This is a genomic window from Rathayibacter sp. AY1B5, from assembly GCF_002932795.1.
In the GTDB taxonomy this organism is placed as follows: Bacteria; Actinomycetota; Actinomycetes; order Actinomycetales; family Microbacteriaceae; genus Rathayibacter.
Map to the genome: position 1 here is coordinate 91984 of NZ_PSWM01000002.1, position 25253 is coordinate 117236.

Sequence of the window (25253 nt, forward strand, 5' to 3'; positions counted from 1 at the left end):
ACGGGAGGAGTCGCGCAGTGAGCACGGCCGACACCCTCGCGACCGAGACGGCCCTGCGCCACCGGCGCTCCCGGGCCTGGCGCTACCGCCACTCCCTCTGGCTCCTCACGAAGCGCGACCTCACCGTCCGCTACGCCACGAGCGCGCTCGGCTACGTCTGGTCGGTGCTCGACCCGCTCGTCATGTCGGGCATCTACTTCTTCGTCTTCACCGTCGTCTTCCAGCGGACCGTCGGCGAGGACCCGTACATCGTCTTCCTGCTCGCGGGCCTGCTGCCCTGGATGTGGTTCAACCAGGCGACCTCCGACGCGACCCGCGCGTTCCTCCGCGAGGCGAAGCTGGTGCGGTCGACGTCGATCCCGCGGACCATCTGGGTCGGCCGGATCGTGCTCTCGAAGGGCATCGAGTTCGTGGCGAGCCTGCCGGTGCTGGTGCTCTTCGCCGTGATCGCCGGCGCGCACCTGACCTGGGCGGCGCTGCTGTTCCCCGTGGCGATCCTCCTGCAGGCACTGCTCACGCTCGGCGTGGGCCTGCTGGTGGCTCCGCTCGTGGTGTTCTTCCGCGATCTGGAGCGGGCCGTGAAGCTCGTGCTCCGGTTCCTCTTCTACGCGTCGCCGATCATCTACTCCACGGCCAACCTGCCGGAGCAGATCCGGCCGCTCGCGGCGCTCAATCCGCTCAGCGGGATCTTCGCCCTCTACCGCTCCGCGTTCTTCGAGAGCGAGCTCGACGTCCCGCTCATCCTCGCCTCCGCGGGGATCTCGGTGCTCGTGCTGGTGCTGGGCCTCGTCGTCTTCCGCCGCTCCGAGCGCGCCGTGCTGAAGGAGCTGTGATGGCCGACGCCCCGGTGGTCATCGAGTGCCGCGGCCTCGGGATCCGCTTCCGCCGCAACCGGCGGGGCCGCCGCTCCTTCAAGGACCTCTTCGCCGGCCGCTCCCGCCGCTCGCGGCCCGGGGAGTTCTGGGCGCTGCGCGGGCTCGACGTGCAGGTGCGGGCGGGCGAGGCGATCGGCGTCGTCGGCCGGAACGGGCAGGGCAAGTCGACGCTGCTCAAGCTGGTCGCCGGCGTGGTGCTGCCGGACGAGGGCGCGGTGGAGGTGCGCGGCGGCGTCGCTCCGCTCATCGAGATCACCGGCGGCTTCGTCGCCGACCTCAGCGTGCGGGAGAACGTCTACCTGACAGCGGGGCTCCACGGGATGTCCAAGCGCGAGGTCGACGCCCGCTTCGACTCGATCATCGAGTTCGCCGAGATCGGCGACTTCCTGGACACCCCCTACAAGCACCTCTCGAGCGGGATGAAGGTGCGCATCGCGTTCTCCGTCGTGTCGCGGCTCGAGGAGCCGATCATCCTGGTGGACGAGGTGCTCGCAGTCGGCGACAGGGCGTTCCGCGAGAAGTGCTACGCGCGGATCGAGGAGCTGCTCGCCTCCGGCCGCACCCTCTTCTTCGTCTCGCACAACGAGCGCGACCTCCGCCGCTTCTGCACCCGCGGGCTCTACCTGGACAAGGGCCGACTGGTGTTGGACGCGCCGATCGAGGAGGTGCTCGCGCGTTACGCTGAGGACTACGCGCCGACACCGCGGAGCAGCACGGCGCCGGCCGAGGGCCCGCCCGTCCAGGGCACCGTCTCCGACGACTGACCCCTCCCGCACGCGGCGCCCGAGGACGCAGGAGTGCACGACATGGCCCAGAAGGACCGCAAGCGCGAGCGCGCCGTGGAGAGGGCCGGCGAGGTGGAGCAGGCCGACGGCTCCGAGAACGCGCAGCTGGCGAAGCTGCTCGACCGGCTCCTCGCGGTGCAGCGCCCGGCCGTGCTGGCGAACATCCGTCTGCTGCGGCGCCGGCGTCCCGGTGCGACGCCGGAGCAGATCATCACCTCGCTCGAGCGGCAGTACCTCTCGAGCGTGGCCGCGGGAGGCGCGGCGATCGGAGCGACCGCCGTCGTCCCCGGCATCGGCACGGCCGCCTCGGTGGCCCTCTCCGGCGCGGGAGCGGCGGGGTTCCTGGAGGCGAGCGCGCTCTTCGCGCAGTCGGTGACGGAGGTACACGGGATCCCGCTCGAGGACCCGGACCGCGCTCGGGCCCTCGTGCTCACGCTGATGATGGGCTCCTCCGGCAGCGAGATGGTGCGCCAGGTGGCCGGGCAGGCCGTCGGCGGGGGCAGCGGCCTCAACCAGTACTGGGGCTCGGTGGTCACGAAGGGCCTGCCGTCCTTCCTCGTGGGCGAGCTGGCCGACCGCGCGAAGAAGTCCTTCGCCAAGCACTTCCTCGCCCAGCAGGGTGCGGGGCTCATCGGCCGCGCGATGCCGTTCGGGATCGGAGCGGCACTGGGCGGTGTCGGCAACGCGATGCTCGGCCGCAAGGTGATCCAGAGCGCGCGCGACGCCTTCGGGCCGGCACCGCAGGCGTTCGGCAACACCCTCCTGCTGGAACCGCCGCGCGCCGAGCGGAAGGCGCTGGCCGCCGCTCCGGCCGAGCCGCTGGCGCTGTTCGTCCGCGACTACGGCGGAACGGGCGAGCGGACGGCGCTCCTCCTCCACGGCCTCGGCTCCGACTCCCGGATCTGGTACGCCCTGGTCCCCGCACTGCACGAGCACGGCTACCGCGTGGTGGCCCCCGACCTCGCCGGTCACGGCGGCTCCCCCGCGTCGCCCGTGTACTCGCCGGAGCGCTGGGCGTCGGACGTCCGCGCCTCGGTGCTGCAGACCCCCGACCTCGTCATCGGCCACGGCCTCGGAGCCGTCGTCGCCGCCCGGCTCGCTCCGCACTACCGGGCCGATCAGCTGATCCTGCTCGACCCCGCGTTCTCCGACGCCCGCGGTCTGACGAGCGCGCTCCACCGCGGCGGCTCGGTCGCGCACGTCGAGAAGGGCGACGCCGACTCCCTCCGCCACCGCCACCCGATCTGGACGGACGAGCAGATCGAGCTCGACGTGTCGGCCCACGCCCTCTGGGAGCAGGACTCCGCCGACGGGCTGACGGCGCGGGGTGCGGCCGAGGCCCCCGAGACGTTCCCCGTGCCGACGCTCGCCGTGCTGCCGGAGGACCCGCTGGGCCACGGCTCGCTGGGCGGCGTCCTCGCCGGCCGCGGCGTCGAGGTGCGGACCGTGCCGGGGGGCGGGGCCTCGATCCTCCGCGAGGACCGCGCGGCGCTGATCGCGGCACTGGACGACCGGCTCTAGACCGAGACCCGCACAGCGAAGGCTGAGCGGTCGATCGACGGCGCTCGAGCGCGGACGGGGGCGCTCAGCCTTCGTTGCGGAGGCTCGCGGGCCCGCCGAGCGGCATCCCGAGCATCGTGCGGACGAGTCCACTGTCGTCGCGGTCCTCGCCGATCACGCGGAGGCCAGTCTTCTCGGCGACGCACCTCGAGGCGGCGTTGTCCGGGTGCACGAGCGCCACGAGTCGTCCCGCGAGGCGGTGGGCGAGCGCGAGGTCGCGGCAGGCCGCAGCCGCCTCGGTGGCGTAGCCGCGGCCCTGCAGGCGGGCCCGCACGTGGTAGCCGACCTCGAGCTCGTTGCCGCCGTCGACGCGCTGCCAGGTCAGACCGCAGTCGCCGACGAACTCGCCGTCGAGGGTCTCGACGATCCACAGCCCGAAACCGTGCTCCCGGTAGTTCTGCCGGTTCCACTCGATCCAGGCGGCCGCCTGTTCGCGGTCCTTCGGCGCGGGGTAGTACCGCATCACGACCGGGTCGCCGAGCAGGTCCGCCATCGCGGGAAGGTCCTCAACGGCCATCTCACGGAAGCGCAGCCGGGCGGTGGCGGCGGGGATCATCGGATCAGGCTACTCGGCCTGCGACTGCCGAGCGGGCGACCGGGACCGTCGTCGAGCGCTCGATCGATCCGCCGCCCCCGCGCCCTACTTCTTCGCCTTGGCGGCGGCCTTCGCGGCCTGCTTGGTGGCGCGGACCTTCGTCAGCGACTCCGGCGAGACGATGTCGGCGACCGAGCGGAAGGAGTCCTCCTCGCCGTACGCGCCGGCGGCCTCGCGCCAGCCCTCGCCCGTGAACCCGCGCTGCTTGCCGAGCAGGGCGAGGAAGATCCGCGCCTTCTGCTCGCCGAAGCCGGGCAGCGCCTTCAGGCGGGCGAGCACCGTGCGTCCGTCGGGGTCCTCGCGCGTCCAGAGGGCCGCGGCGTCGCCGTCCCAGTCGTCGACGAGAGCACGGCAGAGGACCTGCACGCGGCCCGCCATGTTCGCCGGATAGCGGTGGATCGCCGGCGGCGTCCGGCAGAGCTCCGAGAACGCGTCCTCGTCGAAGCCGGCGATCGACGCGGCGTCGAAGGAGGCGCCCTCGGCCTCGAGGCGCTCCTCGATCTTGCGGGGCCCGGAGAAGGCCGTCTCCATCGCGACCTGCTGGTCGAGGAGCATCCCGATCAGCAGGGCCAGCGGGTCGCGGCTGAGCAGCGCGTCGGCGTCGGGATCGTCGGTGATGTGCAGGGCGGAATCGCGGGTCATCCTCCAGGGATACCACGGACGGCCCCGGCGGCGAGCGCGCGGACGGTCCGGTCGACGAGGTCCAGCGCCGAAGCGAGCTCGAGGTCGCTGACGTGCCCGTAGCCGAGGACCAGCGCCTCGGTCGCAGCCCGTCCCGACAGGGCGTACTCGTGCAGGGTGGCGACGAGCAGTCCCTCCCGGAGCAGCGCGGCCGCGACGGCGTGCGCGTCCAGAGGCGCGGGCAGGGAGAGGACGACGTGCAGACCCCCGTCGAGTCCGCTCGCGCGCCCCCACGGCGCCGACTCCGCGAAGGCGCGGACCAGCTCGCGGCGGTGGGCGTAGCGCCGTCTCGAACGGGTGAGGTGCCTCCGGAACGCCCCGCTCGCCATGAACTGCGCGAGTGCCGCCTGCGTCGGACCCGAGGCGGAGGCGTCCTTCTCGTCGTCGAGCCCGGCCAGTGCACCGCGCAGCCAGGACGCCTGCGGAACGGCGAGGTAGGCGATGCGGAGCCACGGCGAGACGGTCTTCGAGAACGACCCGACGTGGGCGACTCCGCCGCCGGAGTCCAGCGAGGCGAGCGCGGGCAGCGGGGCGCCGACGTAGCGGAACTCGCTGTCGTAGTCGTCCTCCACCACGAGCAGGGGGCCGGCCGACGCGCGGCGCACCAGCTCCAGGCGCTCGGCCAGCGCGAGCCTGCCGCCGGTCGGGTACTGGTGCGACGGAGTCACGACGACCAGGTCCGCGCCGGAGCTCGCGAGGGCGTCGAGGTCGATGCCGTCCCCGCGCACCGGGACGCCGACGACCTCGTGCCCGTCGGCGCGCAGGCGGCGCCGGACCGCCGGATAGCCGGGGTCCTCGACGGCGACCCGCACCTCGCGTCCGAGCGAGGCCGAGGCGGCTCGGGCGAGGAGCGCGACGGCACCCGCGGTACCGCTGGTCACCACCACGTCGGACGCCCGGACGTCGACGCCGCGGGACCGGCGCAACTGCTCCGCGATCTGCTCCCGCAGGGCCGGGTCCCCGGAACCCCGAGGAGGCGCCGAGGGCGGCGAGGCGAGTGCCAGGCGCCAGGCGGCCCGCCACTCCGGGGTGTCGAGGGCGCGGGTGTCCGGCCTGCCGGGCCGCAGGTCCGCCGCAGCGGGCGGGGCGACGGTCTCCCGGGACTCGGGCCGCGGCTCGTGCGGCGCCGGCGCCAGCAGTCCGTCGGAGGCGACCGTCACCGCCGCGCGCGGGTGGGCGACGAGGTAGCCCTCCCCCACCAGCTGGTCCACGGCGGCGACGACCGATCCTCGCGAGACACCGAGCCGCTCGGCGAGCACGCGGCTCGACGGGATCGGGTCCCCCGCCCGGTAGCGCCCGTCCAGCACCGCCTGGCGCAGCGCCTCGGCGAGCGCAGCGCGGACCGAGCCGCGCGGCGACGGCCCGAGCAGCAGCGGGATCTCCAGATCGCCCGATGCCATCGACCGCTCCGCTCTGGACCACTCCGATCGCGGCCCAGTGGCATCCTGGCAGATCCAGTCGGCGCGGGACGATTCCGACATGGACAGTCTCCCCGTCACCGACCGCACCCGCGTCTCCCGTCTCCGCGACCGCCAGCGCACCGATCCCGCCGAGCTGCACGCCCTGCTCGACGAAGCGCTGATCGCCCACGTCGCCGTCGTGCGGGACGGCGCCGCGATCGTGCTGCCGATCCTGTTCGCCCGCGACGGCGACTCCCTCCTGTTGCACGGGTCCAGCGGCGGCGGACTGCTGCGGGAGGCGGCGAGGCACTCGCTCCTCACCGCCTCGGTCACGCTGGTCGACGGCCTGGTCGTCGCCCGCTCCACCTTCGACAGCTCGATGAACTACCGCTCGGCGATGGTGATCGGCCGCGCCGAGGCGCTGGAGGGCGAGGAGAAGGCGAGGGCCCTCGACCTGCTGGTGGCGCGCCTCCTGCCGGGGCGCGACGAGGAGGTGCGGCCGAGCACCGCCCGCGAGATCGCGGCGACGCTGGTGCTGCGCCTCCCCCTGGCCGAGGCGAGCCTGAAGGTGCGCGCGCACGGAGCGGGCGACGAGCCCGAGGCAGGGGTCTGGGCGGGCGTCGTGCCGCTGGTCACCCGCACACTCATGCCGGTGCCGGCGGAGGAGGGCGTCGTGGTCCCGGAGTCGGTCCGCCGCTTCACCGCCGCGGTCGACGGCGCGGTGCCGCCCTGGCGCTGAGCGGACCGGCCGTCGCGGTGCGGTCCGCTACTTGGCGTCCTGGCGGGGGAAGACGACCTTCTGCACGACGATGATCACCGACGCCGCGACCGGGATCGCGACCAGGGCGCCGAGCACGCCCGCGATGGTGCCGCCCGCGACCGCCGCGATCACGACGACCGCACCGGGGACCGAGACGGCCTTGTTCATGATGCGGGGGCTGAGGAGGTACGCCTCGACCTGCATGTAGACGAGGTAGTAGATCGCGGCGACCAGCGCGGTCAGCGGCGAGGCCAGGAGGCAGGCGAGCGAGATGATCACGGCGCCCGAGAGCGTGCCGACCAGCGGGATCAGGGAGCCGAGGAACGCGACGCAGGCCAGCAGCGCCGGCACCGGGGCGCCGATCGAGAGCAGCAGGATGAACGTGAGCACCCCGTTCACCCCGGCCAGCGAGACCTGGCCGACCACGTAGCGGCCCACGGCGCCGGTGATCTCGTCGCCGACCTCGTGCGCCTTCGCGCGGTGCGAGGCGGGGGCGAAGCGGTAGGCGACGGCCTTCATCGAGCGCAGCGACGCGAGGAAGTACAGCGTCAGGATCAGCACGATGACGGCGCCGGTCACGCCGCTGGCGATCCCGGTCCCGACCGCGATCAGTCCGCCGCCGAGCGAGAGCAGGTTGTTGGGGTTGCCGATGAAGCTCTGGACGCTCTCGATCAGCTCGTCGATGTCGATCACGCCGCGCAGCTGCTGCTCGAGGTCGAGCACCCACTGCTGCGAGGCGATGTCGGTGACGATCTGCGGAGCGCTCGTGACGAACATCGTCAGCTGCTCGACCAGGATCGGGATGATGTAGACCAGCAGACCGGCGAAGATCAGCACCACCGCGGCGAACACCGCCGTGATCGCCAGCGGCCGCGGCAGGCGCTTGCTCTCGAGCCAGGAGACCAGCGGATCGAGGCCGAGCGCGAAGAACAGCGCCACGAAGATGTAGGTCAGCACCGTGCCCAGCTGCACGACGAGGCCGCCCAGGACGAGCGCCACCAGCACGCCCAGCGCGCCGAACAGCCCGATGCGGAAGGAGCGGATCGTGAAGACCGGCTTCTCCGGGTCGGCGGAGACCACGATGTCCGGCTCGACCGCGGGCTGGGCGGGTGCCGACCGGCGCCGGCGGGAGCGGGCGAAGGCGCGCGGGGTCATCATGGGACGAGCGTAGCGGGGCGCCGGGAGGCCGCTCGGCGACGGGGCCCACCCTTGACGCGGCGGTCCGGGCGGTGCTGCCGCCCGCTCAGCCCTCCGGATCGTGGTCGTCGACCGCGCCGTCGCCCCGGTGCAGAGCGGCGTGCCGCTCCCACTCGGCGAGCAGGTGCTCGATCGCCGCGTGGAAGCGCCGCGTCGCCGCTCCGGGAGACGTGTCGCCGAAGTAGCGGTGCACCCAGCGCTCCAGCCGCTCGACCGACTCCGGATCGTGCTCGGCGCTGTCGATCCGCGCGACGATCGCCGAGGCGTCCTCGGCGCGCAGCCACTCCGCGTCGCCGAGGTAGCCGCTCTCGTCGACCTCCGCCTCGGCGCTGACGGGCCGGGTGACCAGCAGGGGGCGCCCCGTGGCCAGCCGGTCGTAGACCATCGCCGAGACGTCGAGGATCGCGAGGTCGGCGGCGGCGAGCTGCCAGCCGAGCTCGGCACCGGTGTCGTGCACGTGGCCGGCGCGCGGATCGGCGGCGTTGGCAGCGGTGATCATCGCGACGATCGCCCGGTCGGCCGCGGCGTAGTCGGAGTCGACCGCCCCGCTGCGGGGATGCGGGCGGTAGACGAGCCGGAACCGCGGGTCGGCCAGGAGCCCGCGCACGAGGTCCGTGCCGTGGCTCCGGATCGAGCCGTAACCCGCGGCGGGGCGGTCGCCCTCCCAGGTCGGCGCGTAGAGCACCACGCGCCGCTCGTCGGGCGTGAGCGGCACGGCGCCGGCGAAGTGGTCGGCCTGCGGGCGGCCGATGGCGAGGGCGCGCTTGTCGAAGTCGTAGTCCCAGAGCACGCGGTGCAGCCGGGCGAGGGCGGCGTCCCCGGCGATCAAGCTGTAGTCGTACGCCTTGAACTGGTTCGTCGTCATGTACATCTTGTCGCTCTCGCCGTGGTTGACGAAGACGTGCCAGCGGCGCCCGTAGCGCATCATCTGGAAGTTGCGGGCGTTCTGGTTGACGTAGAGCACGATCCTCAGCGGCTGGCTCGCGATGGTGCTCTCGAGGTCGGCGACGGAGCGGACGTAGGCGACGGGGACCGGGCTCTCGTGCAGCAGCACCTCCGCGGCGCCGGCGTTGCGGCTGAGCAGGACGACCGGGTGCGTCAGCGCCAGCTCGGCCAGCGGTCGGTACCACTGCCGCAGCTGGTACAGGTTGATGTCGCCGTCGGCGAAGTAGACGCCGATCTCGAAGCGGCCCTCGGGCAGCGGCCCGCGCTCCGCGAGCAGCCGGGCCACCGCGTGGCGGGCCCGGCGGGCCGCGAGCAGCTCGCCGCCCACCTTGCGCGCGAGTCGCGCGTCGGTGCGGAGGCGGGCGAGCAGGGCACGGGGAGCGGGAGTCATCCGCTCCAGGGTACCGGCGGCCCCCGCGCCGGGGGCGTCCGGCGGGCCGATCAGGCCGGGGTCACCCTCAGCCAGACGAACTGCAGCGGAGCGAGACGGAAGCCCTCGCGCAGGTCGACCGCGATCTCGGTGACCAGGTCGACCGCCTCCGCGGCGAACCCTCCGAACCGCTCGGCCGCGACCTCCTGGACCTCGTCCGACACGTTCGCGAGAACCAGCACCGACTCCCCGTCGCCGGGGCGCTGGTAGCCGAGCACGTGGTCGTTGACCGGGTCGAAGACGCTCAGCTCGGTGCCGGCGAACATCGGCACGGCCTTGCGCACGGCGATCAGGTGCAGGAGCCCGCCGAAGACCTCGCTCGCTGCCGTCCCCGGGACCTCGCGCTCGTCGTAGCGCTCCGCGGGGCGGCGCGGCCGGTTCACCCAGCGCGAGTCGCCGGCCGTCGTCGGGTCGTCGAGGTAGCCGTGGTCGTTGAGCTGGCCGACCTCGTCGCCGAGGTAGAGCAGGGGCAGACCGCCGGTGCTCAGGGCGATCGAGTGCGCGAGCAGCACGCGGTCGATCCCGTAGGCGTCGCCCGCCTCCACTCCGGCGAGGGACGCGGTCGTGCCCGAGACGCGGCGGTCGCCGGTGCGCGGGTTCTCCTGGAACGGGACTCCGCGGGCGAAGGTGCCGTCGAACCGGTCGGTGTAGAAGTCGTTGAGGAAGCGGCGGTGGCCGGCGGCGTCGATCCCGAGCTCGGCGGCGTCCTCGTCGGCGAAGGTCCAGCCGATGTCGTCGTGCCCGCGCACGTAGTTGACCCAGGCCGTGCCCTCGGGGAGGGCGTGCCGGCGCTCGAGCGCCTGCGCGAGGAGGCGGACGTCGCGGGTGGCGAGCGCCTCCCAGGTGAGCGCCATCTGCAGCGGGTTGTACGAGAGCTGGCACTCCTCGACGTCGATGTACTCGATCACCTCGTCGGGGTGCACGATCGCCTCCGACTTGAACAGCAGCGCCGGAGCGGCCAGGCGGCAGACCTCGTTGAACGCGCGCAGCAGCAGGTGCGCCTGAGGCTGCGACTCGCAGGTGGTGCCGAGCTCCTTCCAGATGAACGCGACCGCGTCCATCCGCAGGGCGTCGACCCCCTGGTTGGCGAGGAAGAGCATCTCGCCCGCCATCGCCCGGAACACCTCGGGGTTGGAGTAGTTCAGGTCCCACTGGTAGCGGTGGAACGTCGTCCAGACCCAGCGGCCGTCCTCCAGCTGGACGAAGGAGCCGGGGTGGTCCTCCGGGAAGATCTCGCGCGTCGTGCGCTCGAAGGCGTCGGGCTGCTCCCGATCCGGGTAGATCCAGTAGTAGTCCTCGAAGCGCTGCTCGCCGGCGAGCGCGCGCTGCGCCCACTCGTGCTCGTTCGAAGTGTGGTTGAAGACGAAGTCGACCACGAGCGCGATGCCCTGCTCGCGCAGCTCGGAGGCCAACCCGCGGAGCTGCTCCATGTCGCCGAGGTCCGGGCGCACGCGCCGGTAGCTCGAGACCGCGTACCCTCCGTCCGATTCGCCCTCGGGCGCGTCGAAGAGCGGCATCAGGTGCAGGTAGTTCAGCCCGATCTCGCGGAAGTACGGGATCTCGGCGCGCAGCCCCTCGAGGTCGCCGGCGTAGCGGTCGACGTAGCAGACGCCGCCCAGCGCCTTGTTCGAGAGGAACCACGTCGGGTGCTGCTCGCGAGTGCGGTCGAGCGCGCGGAGCTCCTCGGGCCGCTCCTCCCAGGAGGCGGCGGCGAGCTCGACGATCGCGACCAGCTGGTCCTCGAGGTCGTCGCGGCCGGCGTACACCGTGGCGAGCAGATCGACCAGGCGCGGGAGGTGCTCGTCGAGGCGGCCGGAGAACTCGTCGTCGACGGCGCCGAGGCGCTCGCGGACCGCCGTGAGGAGGTCCGGTCCGGCGGGGGTCGCCTCCGCCTCGGCGCGCTCGGGCGGGGAGAGCTGGGTCGAATCGAACACCGTCGTCCTTTCGGGGGCCCCGGCGGGGGCGGATTCCCCGATGCTAGACGATCGGCGGACGCCCGGCGAACGCCATCCGGAGCACCGTCCGAGCCGAGAGGACGCGCCGGCCGCCCGGATCCGAGCGCCATCCCTCCCGCCAGCCGGCGAACCAGGCGCGCAGGGCGGACGGGTCGCGACGCCAGCGGAGGCACTGGATCGCGGTCCAGCACCCCACGTAGATGAGCGCCAGAGGCGCCGCGAGGTTGCGGCGGGCGAGCCAGACGCGGTTGCGCGCGTTCAGCCGGTAGTAGTCGGCGTGGCGGGTCGGCTGGATGACCGGGTGCTGGGCGACGAGCTCTCCCGCGTACCAGGCGGTGCGTCCGGTGTCCCAGACCCGCCAGGCCAGCTCGATGCCCTCATGGGCGTAGAAGAAGGGAGCCGCCCAGCCGCCCGTCCGGGTGAACACGTCGCGCCGCAGCACGACCGCTCCCTCCCAGACCGAGAAGACGGGGCCGGAGCGGCGGGGGTCGCCCTTGAGGATGCGCGGGGTCCAGCGCCGCGGGCTCGGCGTGCCGTCCGTGCTGTCGACGCGGGGCTGGACCAGGCCGATGCGGCGGTTCGAGGCGAGCAGCGCGACCGCGTCGACGAGGAAGCGCGGGGACGGGATCCGGGCGTCGTCGTCGAGGAAGAAGAGGTACTCCCCCGCGACGGCGTCGACTCCGGCGTTCCGGCCGGCCGGGATGCCGAGGTTCTCGGGGAGCGCCAGGGCCCGCACTCCCTCGGGCAGGCCGTCCGGCTCCCAGCCGTTGCCGACGCAGACGACGTCGAGGTCGACGCCCTCCTGCGCGAGGACGCCGGCCAGCCCCGCGGCGAGGTCGTCGGGCCGGGTCCCCTGCGTCAGGACGACGACGCCGACCCGGGGCTCAGGAGCGGACACGCTTGGAGGCCATGATCGCGACGAAGTGGCCGGCCAGAGCGAGGAGGGCGAGCGGCAGCAGCGCCCCCACGAGGACCCGGTCGGCCGTTCCCGCTCCGACGACGAGGCCCGCGAGAGCGGTGGCGAAGGCCAGCATCGTCAGCTCGACGGAGTGGTAGAGGCGGTGGAAGGGCAGGAAGCGGGCCGCCCGGCGCAGGCTCGCCAGTCCGGACGAGGACGGCACGGCCTCGCCCTTCGTGTCGGCCAGCTTCGTGAGCCCGGCGTTCGCGCGCGCCACGTGCACCATGTCGTTGAGCGCCTTGTTGAGGACGATCACCAGGGCCAGGGCGAAGCCGATCGTCGTCCAGAGGAAGTCCGCCGGCGCCTCGAACGGGAGGCCCGCCGCCCGCAGCCCGAGCGCGATCGGGATCAGCGCCTCGGTCGTGTAGTGCCCGACCTTGTCGAGGAACACGCCCGCCGGCGAGGACGTGCGACGCCAGCGCGCGACCTCGCCGTCGCAGCAGTCCACCAGCATCTGCAGCTGGCCGAGGAGCAGCGCCAGCGCGGCTCCGGCGATCCCGGGGATCAGGAGGGCGGCCGCCGCGCTCCAGCCGACCAGGATCATCAGCCCGGTGACGCCGTTCGCCGAGATCGAGGTCTTCAGCAGCAGCCAGGTCAGGTACGGCGAGAAGCGGCGCAGGTAGAGCGACGCGGTCCAGTGCTCGGCGTTGCGGCGCCCGCGCACCTCCGGCGGCTGCGCGACGGCGCGCAGCTCGGCGATGGAGCGGGGTCTCGTCGTCGTGGTCATGCGCCCCTCGGCGAGTCGGACCGCGGCTGGTGGCGGTGGGCGGAGATGTTGCTGGTCAGCCCGGCGAAGCCGAGCACGAAGCCGGTCCCCCAGGCCACGTGGACCGCCGGGATGACCACGGCGAACCACAGCATCGCACGCGCGCCGTCCGGCCGCGCGACCACGAGGGTGGCCGCCGCGACCAGGAGGAGGTAGGCGACGGGCACCGCGAACCCGAGCAGGAGCCACGGTGCGACTCCGGCGAGCGCCTGGACGACTCCCGCCAGCCCGACGATCAGCCCGACGGCGAGCATCGCGACGAGCACGGGCGGGGCGAAGTAGCGCAGTGACCGCGAGGCCGGGAACATCCGGGTCAGCTCGCCGCGCCACATCCCGGTCGAGAGGAACTGCCGGAGCAGGGCGCGCATCGAGGGCCGAGGCCGGTAGGTGACGGTGAGCCGCGGAGTGAACCAGACGACCTCGCCGCGCTCGCGCAGCCGCCGGTTCAGCTCCCAGTCCTGCCCGCGCTTGAAGCGCTCGTCGAACAGTCCGGCGCGCTCGAGGGCGGAGCGGCGGAAGACGCCGAGGTAGACCGTGTCGGCCGGGCCCTCCTCGCCGCCGACGTGGTGCGGTGTGCCGCCCAGGCCGATGCGCGAGCCGTACGCCCGGGCGACCGCGCGCTGGAACGGGGTGAGCCCCTCCGCCGCCATCACCCCGCCCACGTTCGCCGCTCCGGAGCGCTGCAGCGCCTCGACGGCCGTGCGCGCGTACTCGGGCGGCAGGACGGAGTGCGCGTCGACGCGGACGACGACCGGGTGGCGCGAGGCGCGGATCGCGGCGTTGAGGCCCGCAGGAGTGGAGCCGACCTCGTTCGGCACGACGCGGATCCGCGGATCGGCCGCGCTCAGCTCGGCGACGAGCTCCTCCGTGCCGTCGATGCTCGGGGCGACGGCGAGGACGACGTCGAAGGGGCCGGCGTAGTCCTGGTGCAGCAGCGAGTCGACCGCGGCGCGCACGTGCGCGACCTCGTTGAGGACGGGCATGACGTAGGAGACGCCGGGCAGGTCGGAGAGGTCGTCTTCCGGGATCTCGGGCTGCATGGGTCCAGTTCGTGCGGGAGGAGCGCGGGCGCAGGGATCCACCACCCTACCAGCGGGGACCGCCCCGCCCCGGGGCCCGGCCCGGACGCGGAACAGCCCCCCCGGGGACGGATCCGCGAGGGGCTGTGCCCGGTGGCGGAGCACAGCCCCCCGGGGACGGATCCTCGAGGGGCTGTGCGCGGTGGCCGAGCACAGCCCCCCGGGGACGGATCCTCGAAGGGCTGTGCGCGGCGTCGGAGGATCAGCCGGCGGCCATCTGGCCCAGCGTCGCCTTCGCCTGGTAGCTCTGGCCGTTGCGGACGTAGGTCAGCTCGACCGCGGCGTTCGCGGCCTGCGCGCGGACCTGCGCAGTGAGGTCGGACGCACTCGTGATCGGAGTGCTGTCGATCGCGGTGATGATGTCGCCCTTGGCGAGACCGGCCGCCTGCGCGGCACCGCCTCCGGAGACCTCCTCGATGCGGGCGCCGAGGACGTCCGCGGTCGAGTCCGAGACGCTCGCGCCGAGCAGGCCGTGCGAGGCGGAGCCGTTCGCGATGATCTCCTTCGCGATGCGCTCCGCGATCGCGCTGGGGATCGCGAACCCGACTCCGATGTTGCCGGACTGGCCGCTCGAGGAGGACTGGCCGGCGCTCGCGATAGCGACGTTCACGCCGATCAGCTCGCCGTCGCTGTCGAGCAGCGCGCCGCCGGAGTTGCCCGGGTTGATCGCCGCGTCCGTCTGGATGACGGGCAGCGAGATGGTGCTCTTCGCCTGGGTCGGCGCCTGCTGGCCCGGGATGTCGAAGTTGAACGGGCTCTCGGTGCCGCCGCTCGAGCTGTCGCCCGAGTCGTCCGGAGCCGCCGAGGAGGCGACCTGGATGCTCCGGTTGAGCGCGCTGACGATGCCGTCGGTCACGGTGCCGGAGAGGCCGAGCGGGGCGCCGATGGCGACCGCCGTGTCGCCGACGTTGATCTTGGTGGAGTCCGCGAACGTCATCGGGCTGAGGTCGGTCGCGCCGGTCAGCTTGATGACGGCGAGGTCGAGGGTCGGGTCCGTGCCCACGACGGTCGCGTCGAAGATCCGGCCGTCGCTGGTGGTGACCGACACGGTGCCGTTCGCGATCTCGCCGTCGAGGGTGACCACGTGGGTGTTGGTCAGGACGTAGCCGTCCTTCGAGAGCACGATGCCGGAGCCGGTGCCGGCGGACGAGCTGCCGCTCACCGCGATGGTGACGACGCTCGGAGTGGCCTTGGCGGCGACCGCAGTGGCGGTCGTCGCGTCCTCGGCGTTGTTGACCGTGATCGTCTGCGAGCCGCCGGCGGAGACCACGCGGGTCCCGCCGCCGTTGGAGGCGGACCAGAGGCCGAACACGCCGGCTCCCGCGACTCCGCCGACGACCGCGCCGATGGCGAGCGCCGCGACGACGCCCACTCCGGCTCGGCGCTTCGTGGCGGTGGGGGCGGGGGTGTACTCGGCGCCGGGGCCGAAGGGGCTCGAGGAGGGCGGCTCCTCGGAGCCGTGCAGGGTGTTCGCCGCCGGCGGCGCGTACTGCCCGTAGCGGGCGGGCTGGGAGACGGGCTGCGCCTCGTTGCCGGCCGTCGCGTTCGGCGTGTACGGGGGCTGGGGGGCCGAGGAGGAGGGGTAGGGGACGGTCGGGTTCCCGCTCTCGCGGTGCGCTCCGCCCTGGTGGATCGGCTCGGTGGGCCCGGTGGTCGAGGACGACACTCCGGAGCTCTCGCCGTGGGTGCGCTCGGTCGCCTCTCGGGCGCCGGACTCCGTCGGCGTGGTGGGTTCCTCCGGCTGACGAGGACCCTCGTGACTCTCGGTCATGGGTGCTGCTCCTTCCAAGCGGGGATAGCTTGGCGATCGTACCTGGGCGTTTCTTATGACGGGCCTGCGAGCGGGAAATGAAACCGGCCGGACGCCCCGAGCGGGCACACTGGGCACGTGAGCATTCCCGGATCCTGGTCCCGCGCCGCGGCGGGCGCCGGCCTCCTCGGCCCCGGCGGCGAGGTCGCCGCCACCGTCTTCAGCGAGATGAGCGCGCTCGCCCTGCGCACCGGAGCGGTGAACCTCGGCCAGGGCTTCCCGGACGAGGACGGCCCGCGCGAGATCCTCGACGCCGCGCGTGCCGCCATCGCGTCGGGCATCAACCAGTACCCGCCGGGTCCCGGCTTCCCCGTGCTGCGCGAGGCGATCGCCGCGCACCGGCTGCGCTTCTCCGGGATCGCCCTCGACCCCGACGGCGAGGTCCTCGTCACCACGGGTGCCACCGAGGCCCTCGCCGCGGCTCTGCTGGGCCTGCTCGAGCCGGGCGACGAGGTCCTCACCTTCACTCCGCACTACGACGCCTACGGAGCCCTGATCGCCCTCGCCGGAGGGGTGCACCGCACCGTGCTCCTGCGCGGCCCCTCCTTCACGGTCGACCATGACGAGCTGACCGCCGCGGTGAGCGACCGGACGAGGGTCATCCTGGTGAACGACCCGCACAACCCGACCGGTGCCGTCCTCCCGGCAGAGACCCGCGAGCTGATCGTGCGGCTCGCCGAGCGGCACGACGCCCTGATCGTGACGGACGAGGTCTACGAGCACCTGCGCTTCGACACTCCGCACGTCCCGCTCGCCTCCCTTCCCGGAGCCTTCGAGCGGACACTCTCCGTCTCCTCGGCGGGCAAGACCTTCAGCACCACGGGCTGGAAGATCGGCTGGGTCACGGGCCCGCGCGAGCTGATCACGGCCGTCCTCGCGGTCAAGCAGTTCCTCACCTACGTCAGCGGCTCGCCGTTCCAGGGGGCCGTCGCCCTCGGGCTCGGGCTCCCGGACGCCTTCTTCACCGGCGTGGCGCGGACGCTGGCGGCCAAGAAGGACCTGCTGTCGGCGGGCCTGGCCGCGGCCGGCTTCGGCGTCGCGCCGTCCTCGGGCGGCTATTTCGTCGTCGCGGACGCGGCACCGCTCGGCTACGACGACGCAGTCGCGCTCTGCCGGGCGCTCCCGGAGCTCGCGGGAGTGGTGGCGGTGCCCGTGTCGGCGTTCTGCCGCCCCGAGGACGCCGCTGCCTACCGGTCGCTGGTCCGCTTCGCGTTCTGCAAGCGGTTCGAGGTGCTGGAGACGGCGGTCGCGGGCCTCGCCCGGATGGCGCGCTGAGGAGCCGGCGGCACCGGATGCGGCCGGCTCCCCGGCGCCGTGGCGGCGGTGGCGGCGCTCAGAGGGGGAGCACCCGGAAGCGCCGCAGCGCCAGAGCCGGGTTCGTCGCGCGCACCGCGTCGATCCGCTCGCGTGAGACCCAGGCGACGGCGACGTCCTCGACCTCGCCGAGAGTGGCGATCTCGACGCCCATCGGATCGACGATCATGCTCGTGCCGACCCCGATCGGCGGCGTCTGGTCGGCTGCGACGAGGTAGATCGTGTTCTCGAGCGCGCGAGCGGTGACCAGCGTCCGCCAGTGCGCCTCCTTGAGCGGGCCGCGCACCCACTCGGCCGGTGCCGCGATGACGTCGACCCCGGCGTCGACCAGCCAGCGGCTGACCTCGGGGAAGCGCAGGTCGTAGCAGGTCTGCAGGCCGACGACGAGGCCGCCGACCACGAAGGTCTCGGGCGCGGCGATCTCTCCCGCGGCGACCCACTCCGACTCGGTCCGGCCGAAGGCGTCGTACAGGTGCAGCTTGCGGTAGCGGGCGACGAGCACGCCCTCGGGGTCGAGCGCGACGAGCGTGTTCGCGATGCGGTGGCCGTCGATCGTTTCGACCATGCCCGCGACGAGGTGGATCCGGAGCTCGCGCGCGAGGGCTGCGAGACCCGTGACGAACGGCCCGTCGAGCGCCTCGCCCGCGGCGACCAGCTCGGGCCCGAGCGGATCGGTGAAGGCGGAGCTGTACTCCGGCAGCACCACGAGGCTCGCCCCGCGCTCGGCGGCGACACGGGCCAGGCGCCCGATCGTCGCGAGGTTCGCCTCCCGGTCCTGCGTGGGAGCGAACTGCGCCACGGCCATGCCGACGGCGCCGGTCATCAGCTCGGCGGGTAGAGGAAGAGCGCGACCTGGGAGGCCGGGATGGTCCGCTTGTGGTACGCGTGGTCGTTGCCCCAGTTGTACTCCTCGAGCGACACCGTGCCGTCGGCGTTGACGGCCTGCACGTAGGCGACGTGGTTGCCGGTGAACCAGGCGACCGCGCCGGGGACGGGCGTGCTGCTGGTCACCCAGCCGTGGGAGGCCCACTGGCCCGCCCAGGCGTAGGCGCTGCCGCCGCCCGGGGTCATGTTGCCCCAGGTCCACTTGAAGGGCGCGCTCGTCGAGCCCTGGTCGCGGTTGATCCGCCAGGCGACGAAGTCGACGCACTCGCGGTAGTAGTACCGCAGCGGCGAGAGCCCGCCGCCCTGGTCGTCGGTGAGCTGGTCCCGCCAGGGGTAGTCGTCACCCTCCTCGCGGGGGGTGACCGAGGTGCTGGTGCCGCCGCTGCCCGCGGTGGTGCCGTCGGTGCCGGCTGCGGCCTGCGCCTCCTGGGCGAGGCGGGCGGTCTCGGCGTCTCGCGCGGCCTGCTCGGCGGCGGCGAGGGCCCGCGCCTGAGCGGCGGCCTCGTCGAGTTGGGCCTGGGTCGGCGCGGTGAAGGAGTCGCGGATCACCTGCTCCTGGAGCGCGGTCGGAGCGACCGTGAGCTTCTGGTTGCCGAGCGCCCGCACGCGGGCCGCGGCCTCGACGGCGGCCTGCGAGTCGGGCACCGGATCGACGGAGTAGGCGGGGAGCGCGGAGACGGCGACCAGCCCCGCGATCGCGGCGAGGGCGACCGTGCTGAGGGTGGTGCGGAAGACGCGGCCCCGTCGTCGGCGCACGGGACGGACCGGAGTGAGCACCGGGGTCGCGACGCGGGCCTCGGGCAGCGCGTGCGGCGCCCGCCGCAGGCTCCGCCGGGTCGGCTGGTCGCCGACTCCCTCGTTCGAGCCGTCGTCCCCGCGTTCGTCCCTCACAGCAGCACCCCTCGCATCGGGGACGAGCCTAACGTGCGGGTCGGTCCGGCACACGCGCTGGCGCGGAGCGTCGGGAGTCCGGTCCGCGGATCCTCATCACGACCGGTGTCGGTAGTGAAAGCGAGGATAAACCCATGTGCAGGACTACTAGGCAATTCCACCTACCAACAATCCTGGTTGGTCGCACTGCCTTCATCTTGTGGCATGCTCACATCTGCGAGGGAAGTGAAGTGATTATCACGATCGTCGACCTGAGCCCGAGACGCGCGCGACGGCGCGCACACTCAATCGCGGTTCGAAGGACAGTAATTGATTAGAACTTTCATGGTGGCGTCATCGATTTCTCCACTCGTCTTAATTATTGCAATCCGATTTATCGAGCAAGATCTGAAACTTGCTATGACGCTCGGAGCCGCCGCCCTCATTTCTGCGCTCACTCTTCCACTAGTCGTGCTTGTGAGGGGCGGAATGGAAGATACCCCATTTCAGGTTGTGCGAGTAGAGGACGAAAGCACACAAGTGCCCGCTTACTTGCTCACCTATCTATTCCCGTTCGCATTTGCCTCGGTGGAAACTTTTTCCAACTGGCTTGCATATGGAGTTTTCGCCCTCCTCTTGCTAACTCTTCTTTTCAGAACAAGTCTCGGACTTGTCAATCCTTTGCTGCTCGCATTTGGAATACATACGTACTTGGTCGAGACTTCGGCTGGCAGCAAAATAGTACTTTTTGCAAAGCAAGCTCCGATTTCTGGAACATCTCTCACAGCGTTTAGAGTTATTGGGAGTTGCTTTAAGCTACGCCACATAACAGATGGAGCCTCAAATGGTTGATCATGCCTCCTTTTCGGAAATCGACGTAACCTCGTCCATCACGCTATCAGTGGGATGGATCTCAGGCCAGAAGACAAAAGTGCGGCAAGTTGCAATCAGTCAGTCAGTCGGGAGCGCATTCCGGGAGGTGATACTAAGGACTATCTCGGACATCGAGGAACGAGAACTCCAGGACTGGGCGCCAGATGCCGACCTTTCTCCGGAGACGTGCTTGGTCTTGCGACTCGCCGACGTTGGAACCGCGCCGCAAATGGGTGCCGAGCACGGCGATCTCGTTCTTCTCGAGGCGTTGCGCCTCGCTGAAACGCTTCCGCAGATTACTCCCAAAGAACTGCCCGCGGGGGACCTCTCGTTTTACGCCATAACCCTGGGTTCCGGAGCAGGCAACAGGACGGTCTTTCTTCGACGAAGCAATCCAAGGCGCGGATTGAAACGAGGCCGGATCTATTCGTTGATGACAGACGCGCTACAGCGGATCGAGGCGCCAATATTTGCCTTTGACGAATGGTTCGATCTCGTAGTTCTCGGATCCGACCTTTACATCCTCTCTCAGACGGTCTTCGCCGCAATTTTCCGAAGTCAGGATGCTCTCGTTAGTCAGGTGCCTCAGTGGACCGGCGACCTAAACAAGTCACTAGCGATCGAAACTGCTGGCCGGGATCGTCTAAGCACCCGCGCCCAAAGGGACAGTCGAATTAGGGCGAGGCTTGAAGCCGTTGTTCGGCGCGGCCACCTAGACACAGTTCCGAAAGAAGCGCTTATCGAAGCAATGCGAGAGGCAGATCTGAACCCGGATGTCCTCTTAAATCCCGAAGGCGCGTTTGTAATGAATGAAGAAGACATAGCTCCAGTACTTTATTTCCTGAATGAGGACTTGTTTGCTGGGCCCCTCACGAAAACAAGGTTCCGTGCCGACAAGAAAGCGGCGCGTTAGATATAGGCGGTGAGGCGCCACCTGGTTCAGGGCGAAGTAGTGATGAGCAAGTCGAGGACCTTTCTAGCTGAACCCCGTGCGATTCAACGATCGCGAGCCATTGATGGCCATGGTAGAAACGGGGGCGACCTAGGAGGCTCGCGAAACCCTCGAATAAGTCCCGGACGCCCGGCGGGCCGGCCGCACGGCAACTTCGCATCGTTTCGGGGCAGCCCCTACTCGACGGTCCGCTGGGGTCCACGCCGTATCCCGGCGAGACGAACGGTGACGGGGCCGCAGGACCGGAGTAGCGTCCGGAGCGGAGCGGGCGCGACGGTGCGGCCGCGGGACGGAGGACGGCGATGATCCGGAGCGAGAGGGCGTTCAGCGGCTTCAGCGTGGACGATGTGGAGGCGGCGCGGGCCTTCTACGGCGGAGTGCTGGGGCTCGAGGTCGAGGTGAACGCGATGGGGATCCTCGACATCCGGCTGCCGGGCGGAGGCCGCGCGATCGCGTACCCGAAGCCGGACCACGCGCCGGCGTCGTTCACGATCCTGAACTTCTCGGTGGAGGACGTCGACGCCGCGGTCGCCGAGCTGCACGCGGCGGGCGTCGCCACGGCGATCTACGACGACCCGTCGCTGCCGACCGATGCGGACGGGGTGATGCGCGGCCACGGACCGACGATCTGCTGGTTCCGCGATCCGTCGGGGAACGTGCTCAGCGTCATCGAGGCCGACTGACGCGCCGCCCGGGCGCCCCGGCCGCTGATGGCCGTTCTCGGACCGGCGTCAACGACGAAAGCCGGCCCTTCTCAGGACCGGCTTTCGCTTTCTTGTTGCGGGGGCAGGATTTGAACCTACGACCTCTGGGTTATGAGCCCAGCGAGCTACCGAACTGCTCCACCCCGCGGCACAAGAAGAGACATTACACGCGTTCCGGCGCCGGTGCAAATCGACGCGGTGGCGGGGGCGGGCTCCGGTCCCAGGCGGGCTTGGCGGCGCGCAGCGGGGCGTCCTCGTCCACACTCAGCCCGACTGCCGTCAGTGCCGCGGCGAGCGCGGACGAGGGGCGCGACCAGGTGCGGACGTCGGCGTCGACGGGAGCGGACGACGAGGGGGCGATGAGCGCCACGCCGCCCGGGGCGAGGAACCACTCCACCAGCCGCGCCCACTCCTCCGCGTCGGGGAGCCACGAGACGACGCCGGCGCTGCTGAGCACCACGTCGAACGAGTCGGGCTCCGGCAGCATGTGCCGCAGCTCGTAGAGGTTCGCGCAGACGAAGCGGGCGGAGCCGGCGAGGTCCCGCTCCGCTGCGGCGGCGCGTGCTCGGCGCACGGCCGGCATCGAGAAGTCGACGCCCACCACGCGGGCGCCGCGCTGGGCGAGCTCGAGCGCGTCGAGCCCGTCGCCCGAGCCGAGCTGGAGTATCCGCGGCCCGGGGCCGCGGAGCGCCACGGCGACGAGCTCCGGGTGGAGCGCACCCTCGCCGGTGCGCTCCTCCCAGTACGTGCGGTTGAGCTCGAGCCACTCCCCCGAGCGGAGGTGCTCGCCGCGGTCGACCTGCACCATGCGGGCTACTGGCCGCCCTCGGCCTGCAGCGCCCGCGAGAGCGCCTCGGTCAGCTGCTCGTCGGCCGCCGCGAACGCGGTCAGGTCACCGGACTTGAGCGCCGTCTCCCGGGCCGCGAGGGCGTCGCGAGCGTCGTTCAGCGCCTGCTGGAGCGCCGTCTGGTCCCCCGTGGTCGGCGTGGTGCCGGTCCCGCCGGTCGTGCCGCCCGCGTCGCCTCCGGTGTCGCCGCCCGAGGTGCCGGTGCCCGCGTCCGGAGTCGTCGGCGTGCCGGTGTCGCCCGCGTCGGCTCCCGAGTCGCCGCCGAAGAGGCTGTCGAGGGCCGCGTCGAGGGTGTCCTCGAAGGCGATGTCGTCGCCGAACGCGACCAGCACCTTCTGCAGGAGCGGGAAGCTCGTGTCTCCGTTGGAGCGCACGTAGATCGGCTGGACGTAGAGCAGGCCGCCGCCGACCGGCAGCGTGAGCAGGTTGCCCCTCGTGACGGTGGTGTCGCCGCGGGAGAGGATGTTCAGCTCGTTCGCGACCGTCGGGTCGGTCGTGAAGGCGTTCTGCACCTGGCCGGGACCGGGCACCGTGTCGTCCTTCGGCAGCTCGAGCAGGCGGAGGGTGCCGTAGCCGTCGGCCACGGAGCCCGCCGTCGAGCCGGCGTCGGAGTCGGCCACGAGGTAGCCGGTCAGCACGTTGCGGCTGGCCTGCGCGCCCTGGACGCTCGCCGGGATGTATGTCGAGTAGAGCGAGTACGACGGGACGTCCTGGTCCGGCGTCTGCAGCGTCAGGTAGTAAGGCGGCTGCAGGCTGGTGCCGGTCGCGGCGGCCGTGGTCGCGGCTCCGCTGGTCGGGTCGTTCGGCGTCGCCCAGGCGTCCTCGCGGGAGTAGAAGGAGCCCGCGTCGGTGACGTGGTAGGTGCCGAGGACCGCGCGCTGGACCTTGAAGAGGTCCTCCGGGTAGCGGACGTGGCTGAGCAGCTCGCCCGACATGTCGCTCACGGGCTTCACCGTGGTCGGGAAGATCTTCTGCCAGGTCTGCAGGATCGGGTCCTCGGTGTCCCACGCGTAGAGCGTGACGCTGCCGTCGTACGCGTCGACCGTCGCCTTGACCGAGTTGCGGATGTAGTTGACGTCGTCGGTCGGGAACTGCTGCTGCGTGTTCGTGTCGGCGATCGCCTGCGAGAGGCTCTGCACCTCCGAGTACGGGTAGTCGGCCGAGGTGGTGTACCCGTCGACGACCCACTTCACGCGGCCGTCGACGACGGTCGGGTAGGCGTCGGAGTCGAGCTTGAGGTACGGCGCGACCTTCTGGACGCGCTGCACGGGATCGCGGTCGTAGAGGATCTGCGAGTCGTCGTTCACGCCGTCCGAGAGGAAGATCTGCTCGGACTGGAACTTGATCGCGTAGACGAGCTTCTTGAAGACGTTGTCGAGAGCGGGGCCGCCCTCGCCGTCGAAGGTCGTGTAGGTCTGCTGCGCGCCGTCGGTGCCCGAGGGGTAGTCGAGCTCGATGTCGCGCGAGTCGTTGCCGCCCACGATCGAGTACGGCGGGGAGTTCTCGCCGAAGTAGATCCGCGGCTCGTAGTCGCCGAGGTCGCCCGTGGTCGGGACGCCGGACTCGATGAACACCGGCTCGCCGTCGGCCGAGCGCTGGTTGCCGTAGGCGGCGACCAGGCCGTAGCCGTGCGTGTAGACGAGCGTCTGGTTGTACCAGGTCTGGTTGGTGCCGAGGCCGTTGAGGTTCAGCTCGCGGACGCCGACCACGGCGTCCTGCGTCGATCCGTCGATGGAGTAGCGGTCGACGTCGAGCGCGTTCTGCGTGTCGCCGAACTTGTAGTACTGGCGGAACTGCTGCAGCTGCGAGAACGCGTCGGTGACCACGGCGGGGTCGAGGATGCGGATGTTCGCGGTGGTCTCGGCGTCCGAGCGCAGGGCGCCCGGCTCCGCGTCGGTGGTCGCCTCGTAGGGGATGACGTCGACGTCGCTCACCCCGTAGGCCTGGCGGGTCATGTCGATGTTGTTCTGGATGAAGGGCTGCTCGAGCGTGCGCTCGTTGGGCTCGACCTGGAACTTCTGCACGATCCACGGGTAGAGGGAGCCGACGAGCAGGCTCGACACGATCAGCAGCGCGGTGCCGATGACCGGGAAGCGCCAGCGGCCGATGAAGGCGGTGACGACGAAGAGGATCGCGACCAGCGCCGCGATGCCGGCCAGGATCTGCAGGCCCGGGATCGTGGCGTTGACGGTCGAGTAGGTGGCGCCGGTGATGCGGGGCCCCTGCTGCGCGAGCGTCGCGTACTGGTCGAGCCAGAGGCTGACCGCCTGCACGGCGAGGTAGAGGGCGGCGATGACCGCCAGCTGGATGCGCGAGGCCTTCGAGATGCGGATCTCGCGGCCGTTCACCCGGATCGCTCCGTAGAGGTAGCCGGTGGCGAGGGTCGCGAACGCCGAGATCAGGAGGACCGCCGACGCGAAGCCGACGATGCTCTGGTAGAAGGGCAGCTCGAAGAGGTAGAACGACGTGTCGAGGCCGAACTGCGGATCCGTGGTGCCCGAGGGCGTGCGGTTCCAGAAGGTGAGGCTCGTCTGCCAGCGGGTGGCGGAGGACACGCCGGCGAAGAGGCCGAGCACCGCGGGGATCCCGAAGGTGGCCAGGCGCCGCAGCGGCTCCACGACCTGCTGGTAGCGGTCGATCTGCGAGTTGAGCTTCGCGTAGACCGGCCGGAGGCGGTACGCCAGCATCAGGCTGATGAACACCGGCACGGCCATGGCGACGAAGCCGATGACGAAGAGCCCGCCCGCCGCCGCCCACTGCGTCGTGAGGACGGAGAGGAAGCCGAGCTGGTCGTACCAGAGGATGTCGGTGTACAGACCTGCGAAGACGAAGAACGCCACCACCAGGACGGCCACCACCACGACAGTGACGGCGAGGACGCTCCGTCTCTTCCGCGGCGGGGTTTCGGTTGCTGTGGAACTCACGTGAGGGCCTCTTGCTGTCGAGATGTGAGGGGAGGCCACCCATGCTATGCGACGGCTGTCCGGCTCACCTGGGCGTCGACCCGGGGTC

Annotated in this window: 22 protein-coding genes and 1 tRNA gene; 8 read left to right on the forward strand and 15 right to left on the reverse strand. The window is 71.5% G+C overall.

Going from position 1 to position 25253, the window contains the following annotated elements:
- The first annotated feature begins 17 nt into the window (after positions 1–17).
- The 3 genes from C5D44_RS02555 to C5D44_RS02565 are packed head-to-tail and all read left to right on the forward strand — an operon-like array spanning position 18 to position 3181.
- On the forward strand, positions 18–833 hold the full coding sequence (locus tag C5D44_RS02555; RefSeq protein ID WP_374954064.1) for an ABC transporter permease: 816 nt from the start codon (positions 18–20) through the stop codon (positions 831–833).
- On the forward strand, positions 833–1639 hold the full coding sequence (locus C5D44_RS02560) for an ABC transporter ATP-binding protein (protein WP_104223571.1): 807 nt from the start codon (positions 833–835) through the stop codon (positions 1637–1639). The genes C5D44_RS02555 and C5D44_RS02560 overlap by 1 nt, the downstream gene beginning before the upstream one ends.
- A 42-nt stretch (positions 1640–1681) precedes the next feature.
- Positions 1682–3181 (forward strand): alpha/beta fold hydrolase, encoded by a 1500-nt coding sequence (locus C5D44_RS02565; protein WP_104280734.1) that lies wholly within the window; start codon positions 1682–1684, stop codon positions 3179–3181.
- Positions 3182–3245: 64 nt separating this feature from the next.
- On the opposite strand, the gene C5D44_RS02570 is transcribed toward C5D44_RS02565, so the two are convergent.
- The 3 genes from C5D44_RS02570 to C5D44_RS02580 form a co-directional block, all read right to left on the reverse strand.
- Entirely contained in the window at positions 3246–3776 is a 531-nt protein-coding gene (locus C5D44_RS02570) for a GNAT family N-acetyltransferase (RefSeq protein WP_104280735.1), read from the reverse strand.
- 84 nt (positions 3777–3860) lie between these two features.
- Positions 3861–4457 carry an HhH-GPD-type base excision DNA repair protein gene (locus C5D44_RS02575; protein ID WP_104280736.1) on the reverse strand — a complete coding sequence of 199 codons (597 nt, stop codon included), beginning with the start codon at positions 4455–4457 and terminating at the stop codon, positions 3861–3863.
- Positions 4454–5896 (reverse strand): PLP-dependent aminotransferase family protein, encoded by a 1443-nt coding sequence (locus C5D44_RS02580; RefSeq protein ID WP_181118427.1) that lies wholly within the window; start codon positions 5894–5896, stop codon positions 4454–4456. The genes C5D44_RS02575 and C5D44_RS02580 overlap by 4 nt, the downstream gene beginning before the upstream one ends.
- 79 nt (positions 5897–5975) lie before the next feature.
- Here C5D44_RS02580 and C5D44_RS02585 point away from each other — a divergent pair, with 79 nt between their 5' ends.
- Positions 5976–6635, forward strand: a complete 660-nt coding sequence (locus C5D44_RS02585) for a pyridoxamine 5'-phosphate oxidase family protein (protein WP_104277637.1) — start codon at positions 5976–5978, stop codon at positions 6633–6635.
- Positions 6636–6662: 27 nt separating this feature from the next.
- On the opposite strand, the gene C5D44_RS02590 is transcribed toward C5D44_RS02585, so the two are convergent.
- The 7 genes from C5D44_RS02590 to C5D44_RS02620 form a co-directional block, all read right to left on the reverse strand.
- Positions 6663–7814, reverse strand: coding sequence for an AI-2E family transporter (locus C5D44_RS02590; RefSeq protein ID WP_244229611.1), 1152 nt, complete (start codon positions 7812–7814; stop codon positions 6663–6665).
- Between the two features lie 85 nt (positions 7815–7899).
- Complete coding sequence (locus C5D44_RS02595; RefSeq protein ID WP_181135469.1) at positions 7900–9189, reverse strand: hypothetical protein; 1290 nt, start codon at positions 9187–9189, stop codon at positions 7900–7902.
- A 50-nt stretch (positions 9190–9239) separates the two neighbouring features.
- Complete coding sequence (locus C5D44_RS02600) at positions 9240–11162, reverse strand: amylosucrase (RefSeq protein WP_104280738.1); 1923 nt, start codon at positions 11160–11162, stop codon at positions 9240–9242.
- A gap of 43 nt (positions 11163–11205) precedes the next feature.
- Positions 11206–12081: a glycosyltransferase family 2 protein gene (locus tag C5D44_RS02605; protein WP_104280739.1), complete on the reverse strand. Its 876-nt coding sequence runs from the start codon at positions 12079–12081 to the stop codon at positions 11206–11208.
- Positions 12068–12868 carry a CDP-alcohol phosphatidyltransferase family protein gene (locus C5D44_RS02610; protein WP_104280740.1) on the reverse strand — a complete coding sequence of 267 codons (801 nt, stop codon included), beginning with the start codon at positions 12866–12868 and terminating at the stop codon, positions 12068–12070. Before C5D44_RS02610 ends, C5D44_RS02605 begins: the two co-directional genes overlap by 14 nt.
- A complete protein-coding gene (locus tag C5D44_RS02615; RefSeq protein WP_181118428.1) occupies positions 12865–13947 on the reverse strand; it encodes a glycosyltransferase family 2 protein in 1083 nt (360 codons plus the stop codon). Before C5D44_RS02615 ends, C5D44_RS02610 begins: the two co-directional genes overlap by 4 nt.
- 241 nt (positions 13948–14188) lie before the next feature.
- Positions 14189–15757: a S1C family serine protease gene (locus tag C5D44_RS02620; protein ID WP_104280741.1), complete on the reverse strand. Its 1569-nt coding sequence runs from the start codon at positions 15755–15757 to the stop codon at positions 14189–14191.
- A 117-nt stretch (positions 15758–15874) separates the two neighbouring features.
- Here C5D44_RS02620 and C5D44_RS02625 point away from each other — a divergent pair, with 117 nt between their 5' ends.
- Positions 15875–17071 carry an aminotransferase class I/II-fold pyridoxal phosphate-dependent enzyme gene (locus tag C5D44_RS02625; RefSeq protein ID WP_104280742.1) on the forward strand — a complete coding sequence of 399 codons (1197 nt, stop codon included), beginning with the start codon at positions 15875–15877 and terminating at the stop codon, positions 17069–17071.
- A gap of 58 nt (positions 17072–17129) precedes the next feature.
- Here the strand turns inward: C5D44_RS02625 and C5D44_RS02630 are convergent, their stop codons facing one another.
- Both C5D44_RS02630 and C5D44_RS02635 read right to left on the reverse strand, forming a co-directional pair.
- Positions 17130–17933, reverse strand: coding sequence for a carbon-nitrogen hydrolase family protein (locus C5D44_RS02630; RefSeq protein WP_104280743.1), 804 nt, complete (start codon positions 17931–17933; stop codon positions 17130–17132).
- Entirely contained in the window at positions 17933–18886 is a 954-nt protein-coding gene (locus C5D44_RS02635) for a CHAP domain-containing protein (RefSeq protein WP_104280744.1), read from the reverse strand. Before C5D44_RS02635 ends, C5D44_RS02630 begins: the two co-directional genes overlap by 1 nt.
- A 324-nt stretch (positions 18887–19210) precedes the next feature.
- Between C5D44_RS02635 and C5D44_RS17560 the strand changes: the two genes are divergently transcribed.
- From C5D44_RS17560 to C5D44_RS02640, 3 genes are all read left to right on the forward strand, one after another.
- Positions 19211–19717, forward strand: a complete 507-nt coding sequence (locus tag C5D44_RS17560; protein WP_146087958.1) for a hypothetical protein — start codon at positions 19211–19213, stop codon at positions 19715–19717.
- Positions 19710–20651: a Kiwa anti-phage protein KwaB-like domain-containing protein gene (locus C5D44_RS17565; protein ID WP_181118429.1), complete on the forward strand. Its 942-nt coding sequence runs from the start codon at positions 19710–19712 to the stop codon at positions 20649–20651. The genes C5D44_RS17560 and C5D44_RS17565 overlap by 8 nt, the downstream gene beginning before the upstream one ends.
- A 341-nt stretch (positions 20652–20992) precedes the next feature.
- Positions 20993–21373: a VOC family protein gene (locus tag C5D44_RS02640; RefSeq protein ID WP_104280745.1), complete on the forward strand. Its 381-nt coding sequence runs from the start codon at positions 20993–20995 to the stop codon at positions 21371–21373.
- A 95-nt stretch (positions 21374–21468) separates the two neighbouring features.
- Here C5D44_RS02640 and C5D44_RS02645 read toward each other — a convergent pair.
- From C5D44_RS02645 to C5D44_RS02655, 3 genes are all read right to left on the reverse strand, one after another.
- A tRNA-Met gene (locus tag C5D44_RS02645) sits at positions 21469–21542 on the reverse strand.
- 15 nt (positions 21543–21557) lie between these two features.
- Positions 21558–22202, reverse strand: coding sequence for a bifunctional 2-polyprenyl-6-hydroxyphenol methylase/3-demethylubiquinol 3-O-methyltransferase UbiG (locus tag C5D44_RS02650; RefSeq protein WP_104280746.1), 645 nt, complete (start codon positions 22200–22202; stop codon positions 21558–21560).
- A 5-nt stretch (positions 22203–22207) separates the two neighbouring features.
- Complete coding sequence (locus C5D44_RS02655) at positions 22208–25165, reverse strand: UPF0182 family protein (RefSeq protein WP_181118430.1); 2958 nt, start codon at positions 25163–25165, stop codon at positions 22208–22210.
- Positions 25166–25253 lie beyond the last annotated feature (88 nt).